Genomic DNA, 16,878 nt, shown 5'->3' on the forward strand with positions numbered 1-16,878 from the left:
TCAGGCAGGGGTGGGCGGGGATGAAGCGGCGAATCGTTGCGGTGGGCGCGGCACTGCTGGTGCTGGTGGGGTGCGCGGGGAACAGCGCGTCCGGCGGACCGAAGAGCCCGGCCGTCTCGTCGCCGTCCGGTGGCTTGGGGCCGACGGTGGAGACGACCTCGACGTCCGTCTCGGGCCCGTGGCGCGCGTGGACGGCGTCCCTCTCCAGCCAGGAGGCCCACGGCAGTTGCGGCGCGACGGCGCACCAGGTGGTGTGCGCGACCAACTCCGGTGGATTCGTGGGGCGTTCGCGGGCCGATGGCCGTATCACCTGGACCGTGGCCGGGGGCGACCACGGCAAGAGCGCCGGACTGGTCGTCGACGCGGCCGACGAACGGGCCGTGACCGGGGTCGCGGGTGTGCTCCGCGCGGCGAACCTGCGGACGGGTGCGCAGGCGTGGGCCCATCAACTGCCCACCAGCCGTGCCTACTTCGCCCTCGGCGCCGCGGACGGGATCGTCTACGCTCTCCACGCACCGGATTACTTCACCGGCACCGCCGCCGTCCTCGACGCCGTTCGCGCATCCGACGGCACGCCCCTCTGGCACCGGTCCGTCGCCTGGAGCACGGGCGAACCCCTGGCCGCCTTCCGGGGCCGCGTCTACACGGCCGACGGCACCCGGGTCACCGCCCGCGACGCCCGCACCGGCGACACCGTGGCGACCAGCCCCACGGGCGTCGAGTGCCCGCACCTCGTCACCGGCGGCCACTATCTGGTGTGCACCGGCAGCCCGATCTCCGCCGGGGACACCTTAGCGCGCATGCGGCGCCTGGATCCGGCGACGCTGAGGCCGCTGCCGACCCCGAGGAACACGGTCGACAAGCCCGTACGCGGGGTGATCTCCGACGACGGGGTCCTGGTGCTGTACGAGGCCGGCGCCGAGGACACGAGCGCGGGCAACTGGTTCGCGTACGACCTTGAGAACGACCGCAAACTCTGGAGCACGTACGCCACCAAGGCGGACGCCACCGTGGCCGACGGCCGGTTCGTGACCTTCACCCCCGTCAACGACCGCACCAATCGGGACCGCGTGATCACGATCGACCTGCACGCCGGTCCGCAGGGGACCGGAACCGCCGCTCCCCGCATGTCCCCGGCGTACTCGCAGACCAGAGCCGGCGAAGGCCCCTTGGTCTTCGCACCGGGCGGGGACACGGGCCACGTCGTCGTCATGGCCCGTACCCACGGTTCCCTGCGCTCACTGCCGCTGCCCTGAATCGCCGACGCAGCGGGCGGCAACCGACCCGCCGGAGGCGACGAGCCGGGTCTCACGGCAGCGAGCAGCGGGCCGAGCGCCCTGGCCCGCCCGAATCCCGCAGGGGGGCCGAAGGCCCGAGCCCGCCCGAATCCCACAGCAGGCAGAACGCCGCCCCAGCCTGTACGGAGTCGGTGACAGCCAAGGCGCCCAGTCCCCGGAGCCGACGACAGACCGAGCGGCCAGCCCGCCCGAGGCCAGCGCCTGGAGCGGCACTCAGCCCCTCCCAAGCGCACGGCAGGCCGACCCGACCTGGCTACACCGAAGCCGACGCCCATCCGCGGCCCTCAGCCCGTCGCGTCCACCAGTGCCAGCTCGTGCAGTCGCTCCGGCGGGCCCGGGCGGGCGTAGTACCAGCCCTGGGCCGTGTCGCAGCCCAGTATCCGCAACTGCTCGGCCTGCGCCCCGGTTTCGACGCCCTCGACCGTCACCGCGAGGTTCAGGCTGTGGGCGAGCGAAACGATCCCTTCGACGATTTTGAGGTCGACCGGATCGGCGGGGAACTGCTGCATGCTCTGGGTGAAGGACCGGTCCAGCTTGAGGACGTTGACGGGGAGTCGGCGGAGGTTCGCCAGGTTCGAATAGCCGGTGCCGAAGTCGTCCAGGGCGATGTCGACGCCCATCTCGGCAAGCCGACGCAACGGCTTGAGCAGGTCGTCGTCGGCGCCGATGAGGGCCGACTCGGTCACCTCCAGGCAGAGAGCCTCCGGTTCGACACCGGCGCGCTCCAGGATGTCCACGGTCTCCTGGACCAGTCCTGGGTGGGTGAGCTGGCACGGTGAGAGGTTGACGTTGATGCGAAGGGGGCCGCCGTCGCCGTACCGTTCTCGCCACTCGTGGGCCTGACGCACCGACTGCTCCAGGACCCAGCGGCCGAGCGGCACGATCAGCCCGGTGTCCTCGGCGAGCGGGATGAAGCGGTCCGGGCCGAGCACGCCGTGCTGCGGGTGCAGCCATCGCACCAGCGCCTCGGCGCCCCGCACACTGCCGTCGCCGAGATGGACCAGCGGCTGGTACTCGATGAAGAACTCGCCCCGCTCCAGGGCCGCGGGCAGCTGTGTGGTCAGACCGTGCCGGGTGATGGCGCGGGCGTCGGCCTCAGGGTCGGCGAGCTCGAAGCGGTTGCCGCCCGCCGACTTGGCGCGGTACATGGTGATGTCGGCGCTGCGCAGCACCTCCGCGGGGCCCCGCTCCCCCGCAGGGCCCTCGACGATGCCGATGCTGCCGCGCACGGTCAGCTCCCGGCCGTCGATACGGACCGGGGCGAGCAGCACGTTCATGATGCGCGACGCGAGCTCGTCGACCTCGCTCTCGGTGTCGGGGCCGGTGGTCAGCGCCACGAACTCGTCACCGCCGAGGCGGGCCACCATCTCGCCCGGCGCGGTCGCGCAGGACTGCAGCCGGTCGGCGACCTCGACGAGCAGCCGGTCGCCGGCCGCGTGGCCGAGGCTGTCGTTGATGGTCTTGAAGCCGTCGAGATCGAGATAGCACAGGCCGAACCGCTGACCGTCCCCCGCACTCAGTGCCTTCTCCAGGCGCTCGAAGAACAGCGTGCGGTTGGGCAGTCCGGTGAGCGCGTCGTGCGTGGCCTCGTAGCGCAGCCGGAGGTTGAGCAGCCGGCGCTCGGTGGTGTCCTCCATGAGGGCGAGCTGGTACTGCGGGACGCCGTCGGCGTCGCGCAGCAGGGAGACCGTCAGGTTGGTCCACAGGACCGTTCCGTCCGGGCGGGAGAAGGCCTTTTCGAGGTGGTAGTGCTCGCGCTCACCCCGGACGAGTTCGTCGTAGAGCGTCCAGGTCTGGGGCGCGTCGTCGGGGTGGGTCCACTCCTGGACCCTGCGTCCGCGCATCGTCTGGTCGGTGATGCCGAACATGCGCAGCAACGCGCCGTTGACCTGGAGGACGTTGCCGTCCAGGTCGGCGATGCCGATCCCTATGGCCGCGCCCTCGAACACCGCGCGGAACCGTGCCTCGGTGGCGTGCAGCGCCTGTGCCACCGCGCCCTGCGCCTCAAGGGCGGCCCGCGCGATGGCCTCCTGTTCGGCCAGCGTCCGCTCGCGCAGCGCCTGCGCGTATCCGGCGGCCATGGCGTGCTGGAGCCGTGCGGACCGGCTGCGCAGGTCCTCCGAGTCTCCCTCGCCGCCGCAGTAGAGCACCAGATAGGCGTCCACGCAATCCAGGGAGCGGGCCAGGGCCTCCGGGTCCGTGCAGTGCGCCGCGACGAGGGCGGCGCCCACCGCCCGGCCCTCGTCCGTGTTGACGACCCTGGCCGCGAGCGCCTCGCTCAACCGGCGGGCCAGCGGCAGCAGTTGCTGTTCGAACTCCGGCCGGGTCGAGGACGTCGACGTCACCGGGAACACCGCCCGGCTCCAGATCGTCGCGAACCGTCGCAGTCTGTCCTCCGGGCTGTCCGGCTCCGCGCTCACGCCGTCCGCCCCACGCCACCGAACTGGGAGAAGGCCCACGGGTCCTCGTCGTCGGGGTCCCAGTTCTCCGACTCCGGCCGCCACCGCGGCATCGGCACCAGTCCGGGTTCCACCATGTCGTACCCCTCGAAGAACCGTGCGATCTCGTCGTGCGAGCGCATGATCAGCGGATTGCGGATGTCCGTGTACACGTCCATCGCACCCTCGACCTGCTCCTGCGGCAGCGGGATTCCCTCGTACGCCGCGTGCGTCAGCACCAGCAGGCTGCCGGGCGCGAGCGCGTCGCGCAGCTGCGCCACCGCTCCGTGGGGGTCGTCCGTGTCGTCCACGAAGTGCAGTATGGCAACGAGGAGCAGCGCCACCGGACGGTTCAGGTCGATCAGTCGCTGGACCTCGGGGCTCTGAAGGATCTCCTGGGGCTTGCGGAGGTCGGCCGCCACGACGCCCGCGTCCGCGTTGCCCTCGATGACCGCCTGGCTGTGTGCGACGGCCACCGGGTCGTGGTCGACGTAGACGACCCGGGCGCCGGGGCTTGCGCTCTGGGCGATCTCGTGGACGTTGCCGAAGGTGGGGATGCCGGAGCCGATGTCCAGGAACTGGGTGATGCCCTCTTCGGCCGCGAACCGCACCGCCCGCCGCATGAACGCCCGGTTCGCCTGCATGATCTTCGGCAGTCCGGGCACGAACTCCATGGCCTTGCGGGCCGCCTCGCGGTCGGCTTCGAAGTTGTGCGAACCGCCCAGGTAGAAGTCGTAGATACGCGCGACGCTCGGCACGGAGATGTCGATGCTCCGGGGAGCCCAGGCGGGACGCTCCATGTATCTCTCCAAGGCGTAGACGATCCGGTGTTCGAGCTGAGGCTACTGATCGCCCGCCAATGGAGCGAGCGGAAACGGAAATTGACCATCCGTTCCCGGTCACTGCCTGCGGCACGTGCCGCTTCGGGACCCCTGCGGGTTCCTTACGAAACGTAGGCGCCGCACTGCGGAGAGTTCCGGAGTGGGCGCCGACTCGCGGGGAGTTGGGGGGAATGACGGCAAACCGGCCCGACCCCTCCGTGCGGCGCGGAGGGGTCGGGCCGGTGGTTCGGTGAGGCCGGTGTCACTTGTCGGAGACGCCGACCATCTCGCCGTTGGGACGGACGGCGTACCAGGTGCCGCCGACGCCCTGGCCGTTGGTGTCGCCGGCCTCCTTGTCACCCGAGAAGGTGTAGATGGGCGAGCAGTTGACCGTCTGCTGCTTGACGCCGTCGGAGCGGGTGAAGCTCATCAGGCCCTTCTTCTGCACGTCCTTGGTGTCGTTGGCCGACACCGGTGCCACCGCCGGCCACTTCTCCAGGCAGGCGCCGGTGCAGTTGGAGACCGGCTCGGGCCAGGCCTTGTCCTTGGCGAAGCGGTAGACCGTCATGCCGTTCTTGTCGACGACGATCTCGCCCAGGTCGGGGTCGTTGCGCGTGGACAGACCGGGCAGACTGGCGACCGACGCCTTCTTGCCCGTGGGCGCCAGCGCGTACCACTTGCCGCCCACGCCCTGGCCGGTGAGGTCACCGGCCTTGGTGTCCTTGGCGTAGCGGTAGGCCGGCCAGCCGCCGATGGTCAGCTGCTTGGTGCCGTCGGTGCGGGTCACCTCACCGAGCAGCGCCTTGTCGATACCGGCACCGGCCGAGGCGTCATCCGCGGGCACCGGCGGCCAGGCCGTGGCGCAGTCGCCGTCACAGTTCGACTTCGGCGGCTCGGCGGTGTCCTCGTCGAAGCGGTAGAGGGTGAGGCCGGTGCTGTCGGTCAGCACGTCTCCGAGCTCGGCGTTCGCGGACACCTCCAGCTTGCCGGCCGAGGCCGACTGGGCTCCCAGGTTTCCCTGTCCCACCGCGGTCGAGCTGGCGCTGGGGCTGGTACCGGTTCCGATGCCGGAACCCACGCCGCCGTAACCGCCCGCCGCAGCTGTGGCACCGACGTTCTGACTGCCCACCGACGACGTGCCGCTTTCCTGACCGCACGCCGTCGTCAGCGCCAGCACCGCCGCAGCGCTCGCCACGAGTGAGGCGCTCCGCCAGGAGGTCTTCATCGTCAACTCCCCATACTTTCTTAGGGTGTTGCAGCGCCCTGCTGCGCCGCCGCACGACAATGGGTACGCAGCGGAGCAGGGGTTGTGTTCAACCGTCCCGCAAATTTCTTTCCGGAGGCTGTGACCACACCCACCTCGGATCGCACACACGTACGCACCATCGGACGGGCAGGCGCTCGGCGTTCAAACACCGGGCGACCCTTTGTCCCTCCTTCGGATCAATCTCTTCGCTCCCGAGCGCGGGACGGCGTGCCAGGCCTCATGATCTCCGTCGTGCATCGACCCGAATCGCCTCAATCCGCTTCCGCCATACGGGTGTTGGCCCTGCTGACATTGACGTGGGCGCTCATCGGCCCGACGGCCGGAGTGGCCGAGGCGGATGCCTGCGCCTACGCCTCGACCGGCCCCGAGGGCACCGAGGTGGTGGCGGTCGCCGGAAGCCTCACCTGGCCCACTCCCCTGCCGTGCCCGAAGCCGAGGCCCACCCCGACTCCCACTCCATCCGAGCCTGCGTGTACTCCCACGCCCTCGCCCGACCCCACGCCGCCGAAGCCGCCTCCGACGCGGAGGCCGCCCAAGCCGACCCCGACACCGACTCCCGAGCCGCCGTCCCCCACACCTCCGCCGCCCGCACCGGCACCGCTACCGGCCGTACCACAGCCCCGGCTGACACCGCCCGCCACACCCCCACCCGCCCCGACACCGACTCCCACCCCGACACGGACACCGCCCAAGCCGGTCCCCGGCCCCTCCTCGACGCCGGTGACCTACCCGGCCTACCACCACGCGAAGGCACCCGAGAGGCCCACGCACAGCACGACCTCGCCCGTGATCTACGTCCTGCTCATCACCGCGCCCGCGGTGGTCGCCGTGGCCGCCCTGCGGCCCCGCTAGTGCCGATCCTGGAGGCATCCCTTGCCGGAATGGCTTGTTCTCATCCTCGCGATGCTGGCCGCGTGTGCCGTGGTGGTCGCCATCACGCTCATCCGCCACAAGGCTGCGCCCCTGGACGAGGATCCCAGCGAGACCCCGGACGTCATCGAGTACATGACGATGTGGATCGGGGTGGTGTACGCCATCGTCCTGGGTCTGGCCATCGCGGGCGTCTGGGAGGCGCGCAGTTCGGCCCAGGACCACGTCCAGGCGGAGGCCCAGGCGCTGCACGAGATCTCGGAGCGGGTCCAGGTCTATCCGGCCGACGTCCGTGACCGTATTCGAGACGATGTCAACGCGTATGTCGGACACGTCGTCACCGTGGAGTGGAAGGAGATGGCCGACCGCAACCGGACCACCGAGCGCGGTGCCGAGCTCCTCGACCGCCTCCGCACGGACGTCACCTCCTACGAGCCGACGACCGACTTCCAGGCCCAGGCCTACCAGCCGCTCGTGGACCAGGTGGCGGCCGTGGACCAGGCCCGCAACGCCCGCGCCGACTCGGTCGACCCCACCATGCCCGGGGTGGTCTGGTTCGGCCTGCTGGGCGGCGGGGTCATCACCATCGGGATGGTCTTCGCCCTGCAGATCCGGCGTACCGCCCGCGAGCTGATCCTCGCCGGACTGTTCTCCGCGCTGATCGCCTTCCTGCTCTTCCTGATCTGGGACTTCGACGCACCGTACAGCCGGGGCATCACGGCGTCGGCGGAACCGTTCCTGGCTCTCTTCCCGGGCGCCAAGGGCTGACGCGTCCCACCACGAGAGTCTGCGGGGAACGTCCGGCGTGCGACACACCGTCGGCGTCCCCTGACCGGCCCACACGCATGACCCATTCGGCGCGACTGCGATCGCGCGAACGTACACCTGTTCCTAGCGTTTCGGTCATCGAGGTGCACTTCTCACATAGGCGGAAAAGGTCCGCAGCTGCTCCTCGGGGACCGGAGGAACCACCATGCACGCGATACGCGTCGCTTCGGCCGCTCTGCTGGGTGTGACCGCCCTGACCTTCTCCGCACCGGCCGCCGTGGCGAAGGGCGACAACAACATCACGCCCTTCGGCTTCAGCGTCCAGCCCTCGACCATCGCCGCGGGCGGACAAGTGACGTTGCTGCTGGAACGGGACCACGGCGGCTGCAAGGGCTCGGCGACCGTCACCTCGGCGGTCTTCGACACCATCACCATCCCCTCGCACAGGAGCCGGGCGACAGCCGTCATCGACTGGGACGCCAAACCCGGCGCGGCCTACCAGGTGACGTTCACGTGTGACGGCGTGAGCGGGTCCACGAGCCTGACCATCGCGGGCGGCCGTCCGGTCGGTCCCACACCGGAGCCGCTCCACCCCGGCCGGGGTGTGCAGGCCGGTGAGGGTGGCAGCTTGGCCGGGTTCGACCTCAAGGAGATCGGCATGGGCGCCGCACTGATCGCAGGCTCGATCGGGGCGGCATACCGCCTCTCCCGTCGCCGCAGCGGCGAGGACGGCGCCTGAGACGCACCACAGCCGTCCGCGCCGGATCCCGAGAGGGACCGGGGCGGACGGCTGTGTGACATGCGGTCACAGATCTCCGAAGGGGGCGGAGATTCAGATGCTCCGCTCGGACCGGCGACGCATCCAGAAGACTCCGCCGCCGATGACCGCGAGGGCCACGAGACCGCCGCCGATGGCCATGTCCGTCGGAGTGGCCCCGGTGGAGCTGCTGCCACCGAGACCTCCTCGGACGCCGCCGACGACGGTGAAGGCCGTGGGGTTGATGACGGTGCCGTTGCCGCACACGACGCTGATGCTGTGCGATCCCGTGCGCGCGTCCCGGTTGACCGTCGCGGTACCGGTCGCGAGGTTGTTGGCGCCCACGCTCAGCGTGACCCGCGAGAACGCGTCCGAGCTCGCAGTGGCGGGGGCGGTGCAGTTGTTCACGGTGATGGTCAGCTGTCCGCCCCTGGCGATGACGCTGGGCAGTGCGACGACATTGCTGGGGCTCAGGTTCATGCCGTCCCGGGCGACGGCCGCCGGGGCGGTGAGTCCGAGTACGGCGACGGCGGCGCCGGCGGCCGCCAGGGCACGAGTAGTACGCATGTGATCCTCCGCGGGAGACACCCCGGGAACCGTCCCCGGTTGATCGGCGAGAAAGCACCTCCCAGACAGACCCTCAGATGCCTTGCGCGGGCCCGCATTTCGAGAATGGTCCGTCCTGGTGAGAGGACACGCCGAGCGACAAGCACACAATCGGATATCTCCGCAGGTCACGGACCGTCAGAAAATTCCTGCTCACGGCAACTCGGATGGCGCACCACGCGTATTCGGGGGCCACCCGTTCGCCGCTGCCCCGTCGCCGGTTCCGCGCGCGGGACTTAGCGTTCTCGTATGCGCGAATGACGCGGCGACGGCCGCGTCGAGAGGGGAAGTCAATGTCTGCGTCCGGGCTGGCCGATCTGGTCGAACAGGAGGAGCAGCGGAAGAAGCGCGCTCCCTGGGGCGTGATAGCGCTTGTTCTGCTGACCGGCCTCGCGCTCATTCGGAACGGTTCGGGGGAGTTCGACGTCGGGCCGCCACAGCCCGCGTCGGCGGCCGCGGCGGACAGCCGGGTGCACGGCACCGTCTTCGGCAACGCCCCCGATCCCCTGCCGTACGCCGCGCCCGACCGGGTCTCCATCCCGGCGATCCGGGTCGACGCCCCGGTCCTGCCGGTCGGCCTGGACGCGGACGGCTGGGTCGGCGCACCGCCGCCGGAGGACCCGAACCTGGCCGGCTGGTTCACTGGCGCGGTCTCGCCCGGCGAGAAGGGCACCGCGGTCGTCGTAGGGCATGTCGACAACCAGCAGGGCCCCGCCGTGTTCTACGGACTCGGGGCCCTGAAGAAGGGAAATCGGGTCGAGATCAGGCGCAAGGACGAAAAGACGGCGATCTTCGAGATCTACGGCATCGAGGTCTTCGAGAAGAACAATTTCCCCGGCGACCGCGTCTACGGCTCCAAGGGCACCCCCGAATTGCGGGTCATCACCTGCGGGGGCGGTTTCTCCAAGCAGACCGGATACGCCGGAAACGTCGTCGCGTTCGCCCGCCTGGTCGAGGTCCGCTGAGCGTTCCCCGACCCGGCGGGCGTGTTCCGGTCATGCGTACTGCCGTCGCGGAACGGTGATGTGGTAGCCGGAATCGAGCAGCTGCGGAAGATAGTCGCGCAGCGCCCGGACACTCTGGGAGCGGTCGCCCCCGGCGTCGTGCGAGAGCACCACGACGCCGGGGGCGGCGCCGTTCTCCACCCGGCCGACGATGCTGCGGGTGCCCGGGGTGGTCCAGTCGAGGGTGTCGACGGTCCAGGCGAGGGGTTCCATGCCCAGTTCGGCGCCGAGCTGGAAGGCCGCGCGGTTCCAGGCGCCGTAGGGAGCGCGGAACCATTCGGGCCGCTCGCCGTAGGCGTCCTCGATGACGTCGCAGGTCCGTTCCATCTCGGAGCGGATACGGGAGCGGCTGAGCCGGGTGAGCAGGGGGTGGGACCAGGTGTGGTTGCCGACGACGTGTCCCTCGTCGGCCATCCGGGCCAGCAGGTCCTCGTTGTGGACGGCCATCTCGCCGCACACGAAGAACATCGCGTGTACGTCGTACTCGGCCAGGGTGTCCAGGATGTGCGGGGTGTAGCGGGGGTCGGGGCCGTCGTCGAAGGTCAGCACCATGGTCCGGCCGCGCCCGGACACCTTGAGCATCGGCTCGTGGCGTACCAGTGTCTTCCGCTGGGCGGCGCGGGGCGGACCGTAGCCCGTGAGGGGCTGGAGGCGGTAGGCCGAGGGCTTGAGCGGACGGGCCGCGGCCGGGGGGCCGACGGCGGGGAGCGCCGGCCGGACCGCCTCCTCGCCCGTGATCGCCGCGAGCACTCCGGCCGTGCCGACGGCCCCGACGGCGGCGGCGCCGGCCAGCAGGGCCCGGCGCCGTGTGAGCAACTGATCCTTCGTCATGACTCATCAGTCGCCCGACGGACCGCCGACGCACCTCAGCGACACCGGTGTGGCGGCACGAATACACCCAACCGGCCCAGCGGAACGGCGTCGGCGGCGCCCGCAGGTCCGGCACGCCGTCCGGACCTGCGGCTTCCGATAGCCTCACAGCCGTGACGGAACAGCATGCGCACCAGTTCGAGCGGGGTACGGACGGCCCGAAGGTGATCCTCGTCGGCGTGGACGGCTCCGACTCCTCGCTCCGCGCCGCCGCGTACGCCGGAGGTCTGGCCCGGCGGCAGCACGCACTGCTCACCGTGGTCTACGTCCAGCCGGTGATCGCCGCGGGCGCCGCGCTCGGCGCTCCGGTCGCCGAGACCACGGACGAGATCGCCGAGGACCTGGTCGCCCGGATCCGGCACGCGACCGAGCAGAACAAGGGGATATTCGATGTGCGCTGGGAGTTCCACACCTTCCGCGGCGACCCCTACAGCGGGCTGACGAAGGCCGCGGACGAACTCAAGGCCGACGCGGTGGTGGTCGGTGCCTCGGAGCAGGCCGGTCACCGGATCGTCGGTTCCGTCGCGGTGCGGCTGGTCAAGGCGGGGCGGTGGCCGGTGACGGTGGTGCCGTAGACCGGCGAGGCGCTAGAGGGAGCGCAGGAAGTCCAGCACGATCGCGTTGAACTCCTCGGGCCTCTCCAGGTTCGGGAAGTGTGAGGTGCCCTCCACCAGTACCGAGCGGCCGTTCCGGGCGGTGGCGGCGAAGAGTTCCGCGTCGGCGATCAGGTCCGGTGACTCGAGCGTGCCGTTGATGACCAGCACCGGGACGTCGATCTTCGGGACCCGGGACCAGGTGTCGGTCATGGGTACGTGCCAGTCGCGTTCGCCCGGTGTGTGCTTGGCGATGGTGTGCAGGGCCATCTCGCACAGGTGGTTCAGGATGTGCGGGTCGAGCTCGTCGGGCGAGCGGAACGGGCCGCTCACGGCCCCGAGGAAGATTTTCGTCCAGCCCTCGATGTCACCCGAGTGCAGGGCCCGGTGGGATTCGACCACCACCTTCCTGGTCTCCTCGTGGGTGTACTGGAAGTCGCTGACCGAGGACCCGCTCAGGACGATCCCCCGGACCAGTTCCGGATACTCGATCGCCATGTCACCGGCGATGGCTCCGCCCATCGAGACACCGGCCACGACCGCGGGAACCAGGTCGAGATGGCGCAGCAGGCCGGCGAGGTCGTCGGCCCAGCGGAAGGGCTTGGTGGCGTTGTCGGTCCAGCCGTGGCCGCGGACGTCCACGGCGATGACACGGTGGGCGGCGGCGAGGACCGGCGTCTGGGCTTCGAAGAGGCGGTGGTCGACGTAACCGGCGTGCAGGAGGACCACGGGGTCCCCGGCTCCGGTGTCGAGGTAGGCGATGTTCCCGTCGGCAGATGCGAAGAAGTTCAGTTCCGAAGCAGCTGTCATGACAACCAAGGTGTCACACTGGGAATACTTTGACAACCTGGTTGTCATGATGGACCGGTGCATGATGAGCGGGTGAACGACATCGACGAACCACTGCCGCCCGACGATCTCGGCCACCGCGTCAGCGAGGTCTTCGACCTGGTCGGCGCGCTCTACCGGCGCGGCCTGCGCAAACTGGAGCAGGACGAGGCGGTCGGCGGGGTGTCCGTCGGAGTGCGTTCCGTCCTTGTCCTGCTCCACAGATACGGGCCCATGACGGTTCCCCAGATGGGCCGGATCATGGCGCTGACCCGGCAGTTCGTACAGCGCATGACCAATGACGCGATGGACCGCGGCTGGGTGGAGGCCACGCCCAACCCCGCCCACCAGCGGTCCTCGCTGATCCGGATCACCGACGAGGGCGTGGCCGTCATCACCGCGATTCTCGCGCGCGAGCACGCCCTGAACCGGCAGGTCGGCGGCGGCGAGCTGACCGACGCCGAACTCCGGGCGTGCGCACGCGTGTTGAAGGAGATGCTGCGGACCTTCGACCATGTGGACGTGGACTGACCTACCGCCCCATGGTGAGCCCGTCCTTGCCCGCACCCCGGCTCAGCACGACCTCCCGGATGCGGTCGCGCACGCCGCTCAGATCGGCGCCCTGCGCGATCGCCCTATTGAGGTCCACCACCCGGCCCGCGTCCACGTCGAACATCTGCGGCACGAACTCCGCCTTGGTGACCCGCCAGCGCCCACCCGGCCGGGCGGGCGGGGCGAAGGTGAAGCGGCCCAGGGTGGACTGATTGCCGCGCGGGTCCTGGGCGCCCTCGTGGTTGAACATCTCGCCGGCGATCTGGTCGCCCATGCCGTAGATCACCCAGGTGCCGTTGACCTTCTCGTACGCCTGCGGGACATGGGCGTGGGTGCCGAGGATCAGGTCGACGTCGGGGCGGGTGCCGGTGCGGGCCGCGGTGAGGTCGCGAGCCAGGGCCAGTTGCTGCTCGTCGGGCGCGTCCTGCCATTCGGTGCCCCAGTGCAGCGATACGACGACCACGTCGGCGCCCGCCTTCCGGGCGGCCCGGGCGTCCGCCAGGATCCTGTTCTCGTCCATCAGGTTGACCGCCCAGGGCTGCCCCTGGGGCAGCGGGAAGCCGTTGGTGTCATAGGTGTAGGCGAGGTGGGCCACCTTCGCCGGGCCCGCGCGCAGGACGGTGACCGTGCGCGCCTCCTGCTCGGTGCGGGCCGATCCGGCGTGCCGTACGCCCGCGCGGTCGAGGGCGTCGAGGGTGCGGCGGATGCCGTCGGCGCCGTCGTCGAGGCTGTGGTTGGAGGCGGTGGAGCAGCCGTCGTAGCCGGTGGCGGCGAGGCCCTGGGCCACCTCGGGCGGCGACTTGAAGGTCGGGTAGCCGGTGTAGTTCCCGTTCGCGCCGTAGACGGTCTCCATGTGACACAGCGCCAGATCGGCGCGGGAGACCACGGATCGGATTCCGGCCAGCATCGGACGGAAGTCGTAGCCGTTGCCGCCCGCGTCGAAGCGTGCCTGGTCGATGATCGAGCTGTGCGGAAGAACATCACCGGAGGCGACGAGCGTGAAGCCGCGCGACTCGGCGGCGGACGGGGCCGGATGCCCGGATGTGTCGTGGTCGTGTGCCTGGCAGGCGGCTCCTCCGGCGAGAAGTGCCGTGAGGGCCAGGGCAACCTGCCGTCTGCGTGCAATCATCAGCTCACCCCACTGTGGTCATATTTGCTGACGAATAGGTATGAGCTTGTCCGCGTCCGCAAACGGCCCGGCCGCCTTCTTGACCCGTCCGGGGCGGAAGGGGCGCGGACGGGACGCGGAAGGGACCGTTCATCGAACCGTTCGTCGACGCGATCGACCGTCCGCCGCAGATCCTTGTGCGTGGCCTGTCCCCCGGCCCCGCACTGAGGTGCCATACGGCCATGACGGCCGGAACCACCCTCACGAACGGGACGACCGCCGAGCACGAGCTCGCCGCACTGCAGCGGGAGCACGGCCGGCCCCTCTTCGCGCTCCTCCTCCGGCTCAGCGACGGCGACCGGCAACGCGCCGAGGACCTTGTGCAGGAGACCCTCGTCCGCGCCTGGCAGCATCCCGAGGCACTGCGCGCCGACACCTTCGAGTCCGTACGGCCCTGGCTGCTGACCGTGGGTCGGCGGCTCGCGATCGACGCGCGGCGGGCCCGGCAGGCACGGCCCGCCGAGGTCGGCGACGCGGTGCTGGAGAACGCGCGGGTGTGCGCCGATCACGCGGAGCGGGCGGCCGCCACCCTCGACGTACGCGAGGCTGTGAAGACACTCACTCCGGAGCACCGTGAAGTCCTGGTGCTGGTGTATTTCCAGGGGGCGAGTGTGGCGGAGGCCGCCGAGGTCCTCGGGATTCCGCCCGGTACCGTGAAGTCCCGCGCGTACTACGCGCTGCGCGCCCTGCGCAGGGTGCTTCCGGGATACGCGGCCGACCTGCGGTGAAACCAATGGAAAAGTCAAACCTCCGTAAAGCGCCTTGCTGAAGACCCCGGTTGAGTAATCGGCTGTCCTCATCCGTGTTCCGGACTGGGGACCCGGCGACGGGCGACGCGCACGCACCGGAGGAAGGCAGGAAGGGATGCTGCACAGAGGTCAAGAGAGCACGGACGGCACCGGCGGCGGCGAACTCGTCGTCCCCATGGCCTGGTTGTACGCCGAGTACATCGCCGACGAGCTCCTGCGTTCCGGCGATCTGATGCCACCGACGTCCTTCGAGTTCCGCGCCGGGCGGGACGCGCTGGCGCTGACCGTCTTCCTCGCCGACACCGAGGGAGAGCTCTCGGGCATCCAGGTCGTCTCCCAGCTGGAGAACTGGCTGTCCCTGACGGCGTACGACCAGCCCTGGCAGGACTGGGTGTGCGAGCGGATGGCCGCGCTCACCGCCGAGGCGGTGGCGACCGGCGAGCCCGCGCCGGACCTGGAACTCGCGGCGGCGGCCTGGCGCTGGCTGGAGGAGACGGAGCTGCTCGCACCCGATCTGAACGCCGTGCCGGGCGGCGGATCGGGGATCGGGGAGGACGAGGGGCCGAAGGTGTGGACACCGGCTTGGCAGCTCGGTCTGCCCCTCGGTCACCTCGCCATCCACCTCTTCTAGATCTTCTGGATTCTTTTCGATTCGGACCAATCCGCGGTGTCGACCGCTCCGAATCCCTTGGTCACGTTTCTGTGTACGCCTTGAGTGATTCGGCGGGCTGGTGCGTACCGGTGGGAGCAAGGAGTAACCCCACCCACACCCAACGGCACGAGGTTTCCGCATGAGGTCCTTGGAGAGGCATCGCGACGTCGGCGCGTACGCGCTCGGCGTGCTGGACGAGGCGGAGGCCTTCCGCTTCGAGGACCACCTCATGGAGTGCCCCAAGTGCGCGGCACACGTGACCGAGTTCGGGGCCGTGACCCGCCAGATGATGCTCTATCGCCGGGCGACCCCGCGGGTCGTGCACCCGATGACCCAGCCCGGCCCCCAGCTTCTGAACCGCCTCCTCGGCGAGGTCGCGGCACGTCACCGGGCGCGCCGCAGGCGGCTGCTGTACACCGTGGCCGCCTCCGTCGTCCTCGTGGTGGGCGGCCCCACGCTCGCGGTCATGGTGGCGGGCGGCACCGCCGACAAGACCGTCAGCGTCGAGGCCACCGACGCCAAGTCCGGCGTGTGGGCGCAGGTCATCACCGAGGACGAGGACTGGGGCACCCAGGTGGAGCTCAAGGTCAAGGACGAGGCCGGCCCGCGCGCCTGTCATCTCGTCGCGATCAGCCAGGACGGCAAGGAGGAAACCGTCACCGGCTGGAACGCCCCCGGCCACACCACCGCCGACAACACCATGATGGGCAGCTCCACCTTCCACGCCGACCAGATCGACCACTACGAGGTGCGGACGTCGGGCGGGGAGCACCTGGTGACACTCGATCCCAGCTGACGCCGGCCCGGAGGACGGCGGCGGGCGTGCGGTCGACGACCCACCCTCGGGTATGGGCCTCGTTCGGATCGACGTTGTCCTGGCCGATCCACGGAGATGTGTCCTGGAGGAAGTCCGCGCGGATGCTTCAGCGTCTTTCCGGCCCAGCGGTTCGACAGTCAGGGCGGGGTCACTTCAGCAGTCGGGACATCCTGCGGTCCGCGAGCGGCCTGCCGCCCGTCTGGCAGGTCGGGCAGTACTGGAGCGAGGAGTCGCTGAAGGAGACCTCTCGGATGGTGTCGCCGCACACGGGGCACGGCTCGCCGGTGCGGCCGTGCACGCGCAGGCCGGACTTCTTCTCCGCCTTCAGGCGGCCCGCCGCGACACCCCGGGAACGCTCGACCGCTTCGGTGAGGGTGGCACGCAGGGCCTCGTAGAGCCGGGTGGTCTCCTCCGTCGTGAGCGTCGAGGTGGGTTTGAAGGGGGACATCCTCGCGGCGTGCAGGATCTCGTCGCTGTACGCGTTGCCGACGCCCGCGATCAGGCCCTGGTCGCGCAGGGCGCCCTTGAGCTGTCGCCGTTCGCCCTTGAGCAGCGCCGTGAGGCGGGCCTCGTCGAAGTCGTCGGCCAGGGGGTCCGGGCCCAGCCTCGCCACCCCGGGGACTTCCTGAGGGTCCCGCACGACGTACACCGCGAGGCGCTTCTGCGTGCCCACCTCGGTGAGGTCGAAGCCGGCGCCGGTCTCCAGGGCCACGCGCAGGGCGAGGGGGCCTTTGCCGGGCCGTGGCGGGCCGTCGGGGAGGCGGTCCTTCCAGTGCAGCCAGCCCGCGCGGGCCAGATGGGTGACGAAACGGGGCCCGCC

At 70.4% G+C, this 16,878-nt stretch carries 18 protein-coding genes; 10 read left to right on the forward strand and 8 right to left on the reverse strand.

Annotation, left to right across the window (positions count from 1 at the left end):
- The first annotated feature begins 20 nt into the window (after nt 1–20).
- Nucleotides 21–1,256 carry a PQQ-binding-like beta-propeller repeat protein gene (locus ACI2L1_RS09895; RefSeq protein WP_404738806.1) on the forward strand — a complete coding sequence of 412 codons (1,236 nt, stop codon included), beginning with the start codon at nt 21–23 and terminating at the stop codon, nt 1,254–1,256.
- 326 nt (nt 1,257–1,582) lie between these two features.
- Here the strand turns inward: ACI2L1_RS09895 and ACI2L1_RS09900 are convergent, their stop codons facing one another.
- From ACI2L1_RS09900 to ACI2L1_RS09910, 3 genes are all read right to left on the reverse strand, one after another.
- Entirely contained in the window at nt 1,583–3,718 is a 2,136-nt protein-coding gene (locus ACI2L1_RS09900; protein ID WP_404738807.1) for a putative bifunctional diguanylate cyclase/phosphodiesterase, read from the reverse strand.
- Nucleotides 3,715–4,536, reverse strand: coding sequence for an SAM-dependent methyltransferase (locus ACI2L1_RS09905; RefSeq protein ID WP_404738808.1), 822 nt, complete (start codon nt 4,534–4,536; stop codon nt 3,715–3,717). Before ACI2L1_RS09905 ends, ACI2L1_RS09900 begins: the two co-directional genes overlap by 4 nt.
- 283 nt (nt 4,537–4,819) lie before the next feature.
- The gene (locus tag ACI2L1_RS09910; protein WP_404738809.1) at nt 4,820–5,782 is read right to left on the reverse strand and encodes an SCO0930 family lipoprotein; all 963 of its coding nucleotides are present in this window, start codon (nt 5,780–5,782) and stop codon (nt 4,820–4,822) included.
- Between the two features lie 762 nt (nt 5,783–6,544).
- Here ACI2L1_RS09910 and ACI2L1_RS09915 point away from each other — a divergent pair.
- The 3 genes from ACI2L1_RS09915 (at nt 6,545) to ACI2L1_RS09925 (ending at nt 8,201) form a co-directional block, all read left to right on the forward strand.
- Nucleotides 6,545–6,676, forward strand: a complete 132-nt coding sequence (locus ACI2L1_RS09915; protein WP_280845768.1) for a hypothetical protein — start codon at nt 6,545–6,547, stop codon at nt 6,674–6,676.
- 21 nt (nt 6,677–6,697) lie between these two features.
- Entirely contained in the window at nt 6,698–7,462 is a 765-nt protein-coding gene (locus ACI2L1_RS09920; protein WP_404738810.1) for a hypothetical protein, read from the forward strand.
- Between the two features lie 205 nt (nt 7,463–7,667).
- Nucleotides 7,668–8,201 carry a hypothetical protein gene (locus ACI2L1_RS09925; protein ID WP_404738811.1) on the forward strand — a complete coding sequence of 178 codons (534 nt, stop codon included), beginning with the start codon at nt 7,668–7,670 and terminating at the stop codon, nt 8,199–8,201.
- A 93-nt stretch (nt 8,202–8,294) separates the two neighbouring features.
- On the opposite strand, the gene ACI2L1_RS09930 is transcribed toward ACI2L1_RS09925, so the two are convergent.
- Nucleotides 8,295–8,786, reverse strand: coding sequence for a hypothetical protein (locus ACI2L1_RS09930; RefSeq protein WP_404738812.1), 492 nt, complete (start codon nt 8,784–8,786; stop codon nt 8,295–8,297).
- A 332-nt stretch (nt 8,787–9,118) separates the two neighbouring features.
- Here ACI2L1_RS09930 and ACI2L1_RS09935 point away from each other — a divergent pair, with 332 nt between their 5' ends.
- Nucleotides 9,119–9,790 carry a class F sortase gene (locus ACI2L1_RS09935; protein WP_404738813.1) on the forward strand — a complete coding sequence of 224 codons (672 nt, stop codon included), beginning with the start codon at nt 9,119–9,121 and terminating at the stop codon, nt 9,788–9,790.
- Nucleotides 9,791–9,820: 30 nt separating this feature from the next.
- Here the strand turns inward: ACI2L1_RS09935 and ACI2L1_RS09940 are convergent, their stop codons facing one another.
- Nucleotides 9,821–10,660: a polysaccharide deacetylase family protein gene (locus ACI2L1_RS09940; protein ID WP_404738814.1), complete on the reverse strand. Its 840-nt coding sequence runs from the start codon at nt 10,658–10,660 to the stop codon at nt 9,821–9,823.
- 152 nt (nt 10,661–10,812) lie between these two features.
- Here ACI2L1_RS09940 and ACI2L1_RS09945 point away from each other — a divergent pair, with 152 nt between their 5' ends.
- Nucleotides 10,813–11,274 carry a universal stress protein gene (locus ACI2L1_RS09945; RefSeq protein WP_404738815.1) on the forward strand — a complete coding sequence of 154 codons (462 nt, stop codon included), beginning with the start codon at nt 10,813–10,815 and terminating at the stop codon, nt 11,272–11,274.
- Between the two features lie 12 nt (nt 11,275–11,286).
- Here ACI2L1_RS09945 and ACI2L1_RS09950 read toward each other — a convergent pair whose 3' ends face one another.
- Nucleotides 11,287–12,102, reverse strand: coding sequence for an alpha/beta fold hydrolase (locus tag ACI2L1_RS09950; protein ID WP_404738816.1), 816 nt, complete (start codon nt 12,100–12,102; stop codon nt 11,287–11,289).
- A gap of 72 nt (nt 12,103–12,174) precedes the next feature.
- Between ACI2L1_RS09950 and ACI2L1_RS09955 the strand changes: the two genes are divergently transcribed.
- A complete protein-coding gene (locus tag ACI2L1_RS09955; protein ID WP_404738817.1) occupies nt 12,175–12,651 on the forward strand; it encodes a MarR family winged helix-turn-helix transcriptional regulator in 477 nt (158 codons plus the stop codon).
- Between the two features lies 1 nt (nt 12,652).
- On the opposite strand, the gene ACI2L1_RS09960 is transcribed toward ACI2L1_RS09955, so the two are convergent.
- The gene (locus tag ACI2L1_RS09960) at nt 12,653–13,801 is read right to left on the reverse strand and encodes a CapA family protein (RefSeq protein ID WP_404738818.1); all 1,149 of its coding nucleotides are present in this window, start codon (nt 13,799–13,801) and stop codon (nt 12,653–12,655) included.
- 221 nt (nt 13,802–14,022) lie between these two features.
- Here ACI2L1_RS09960 and ACI2L1_RS09965 point away from each other — a divergent pair, with 221 nt between their 5' ends.
- The 3 genes from ACI2L1_RS09965 to ACI2L1_RS09975 all read left to right on the forward strand — a co-directional run bounded on the left by ACI2L1_RS09965 (nt 14,023) and on the right by ACI2L1_RS09975 (nt 16,037).
- On the forward strand, nt 14,023–14,568 hold the full coding sequence (locus tag ACI2L1_RS09965; protein WP_404738819.1) for a sigma-70 family RNA polymerase sigma factor: 546 nt from the start codon (nt 14,023–14,025) through the stop codon (nt 14,566–14,568).
- 136 nt (nt 14,569–14,704) lie between these two features.
- Nucleotides 14,705–15,220, forward strand: coding sequence for a hypothetical protein (locus ACI2L1_RS09970; RefSeq protein WP_404738820.1), 516 nt, complete (start codon nt 14,705–14,707; stop codon nt 15,218–15,220).
- 160 nt (nt 15,221–15,380) lie between these two features.
- Nucleotides 15,381–16,037, forward strand: coding sequence for a zf-HC2 domain-containing protein (locus tag ACI2L1_RS09975; protein ID WP_404738821.1), 657 nt, complete (start codon nt 15,381–15,383; stop codon nt 16,035–16,037).
- A 169-nt stretch (nt 16,038–16,206) separates the two neighbouring features.
- On the opposite strand, the gene ACI2L1_RS09980 is transcribed toward ACI2L1_RS09975, so the two are convergent.
- Nucleotides 16,207–16,878, reverse strand: a 672-nt coding sequence (locus tag ACI2L1_RS09980) for a zinc finger domain-containing protein (protein WP_404738822.1), incomplete at its 5' end; no start/stop codon positions are given.

The organism is Streptomyces sp. NPDC019531 (assembly GCF_044903305.1).
Taxonomy (GTDB): domain Bacteria; phylum Actinomycetota; class Actinomycetes; order Streptomycetales; family Streptomycetaceae; genus Streptomyces.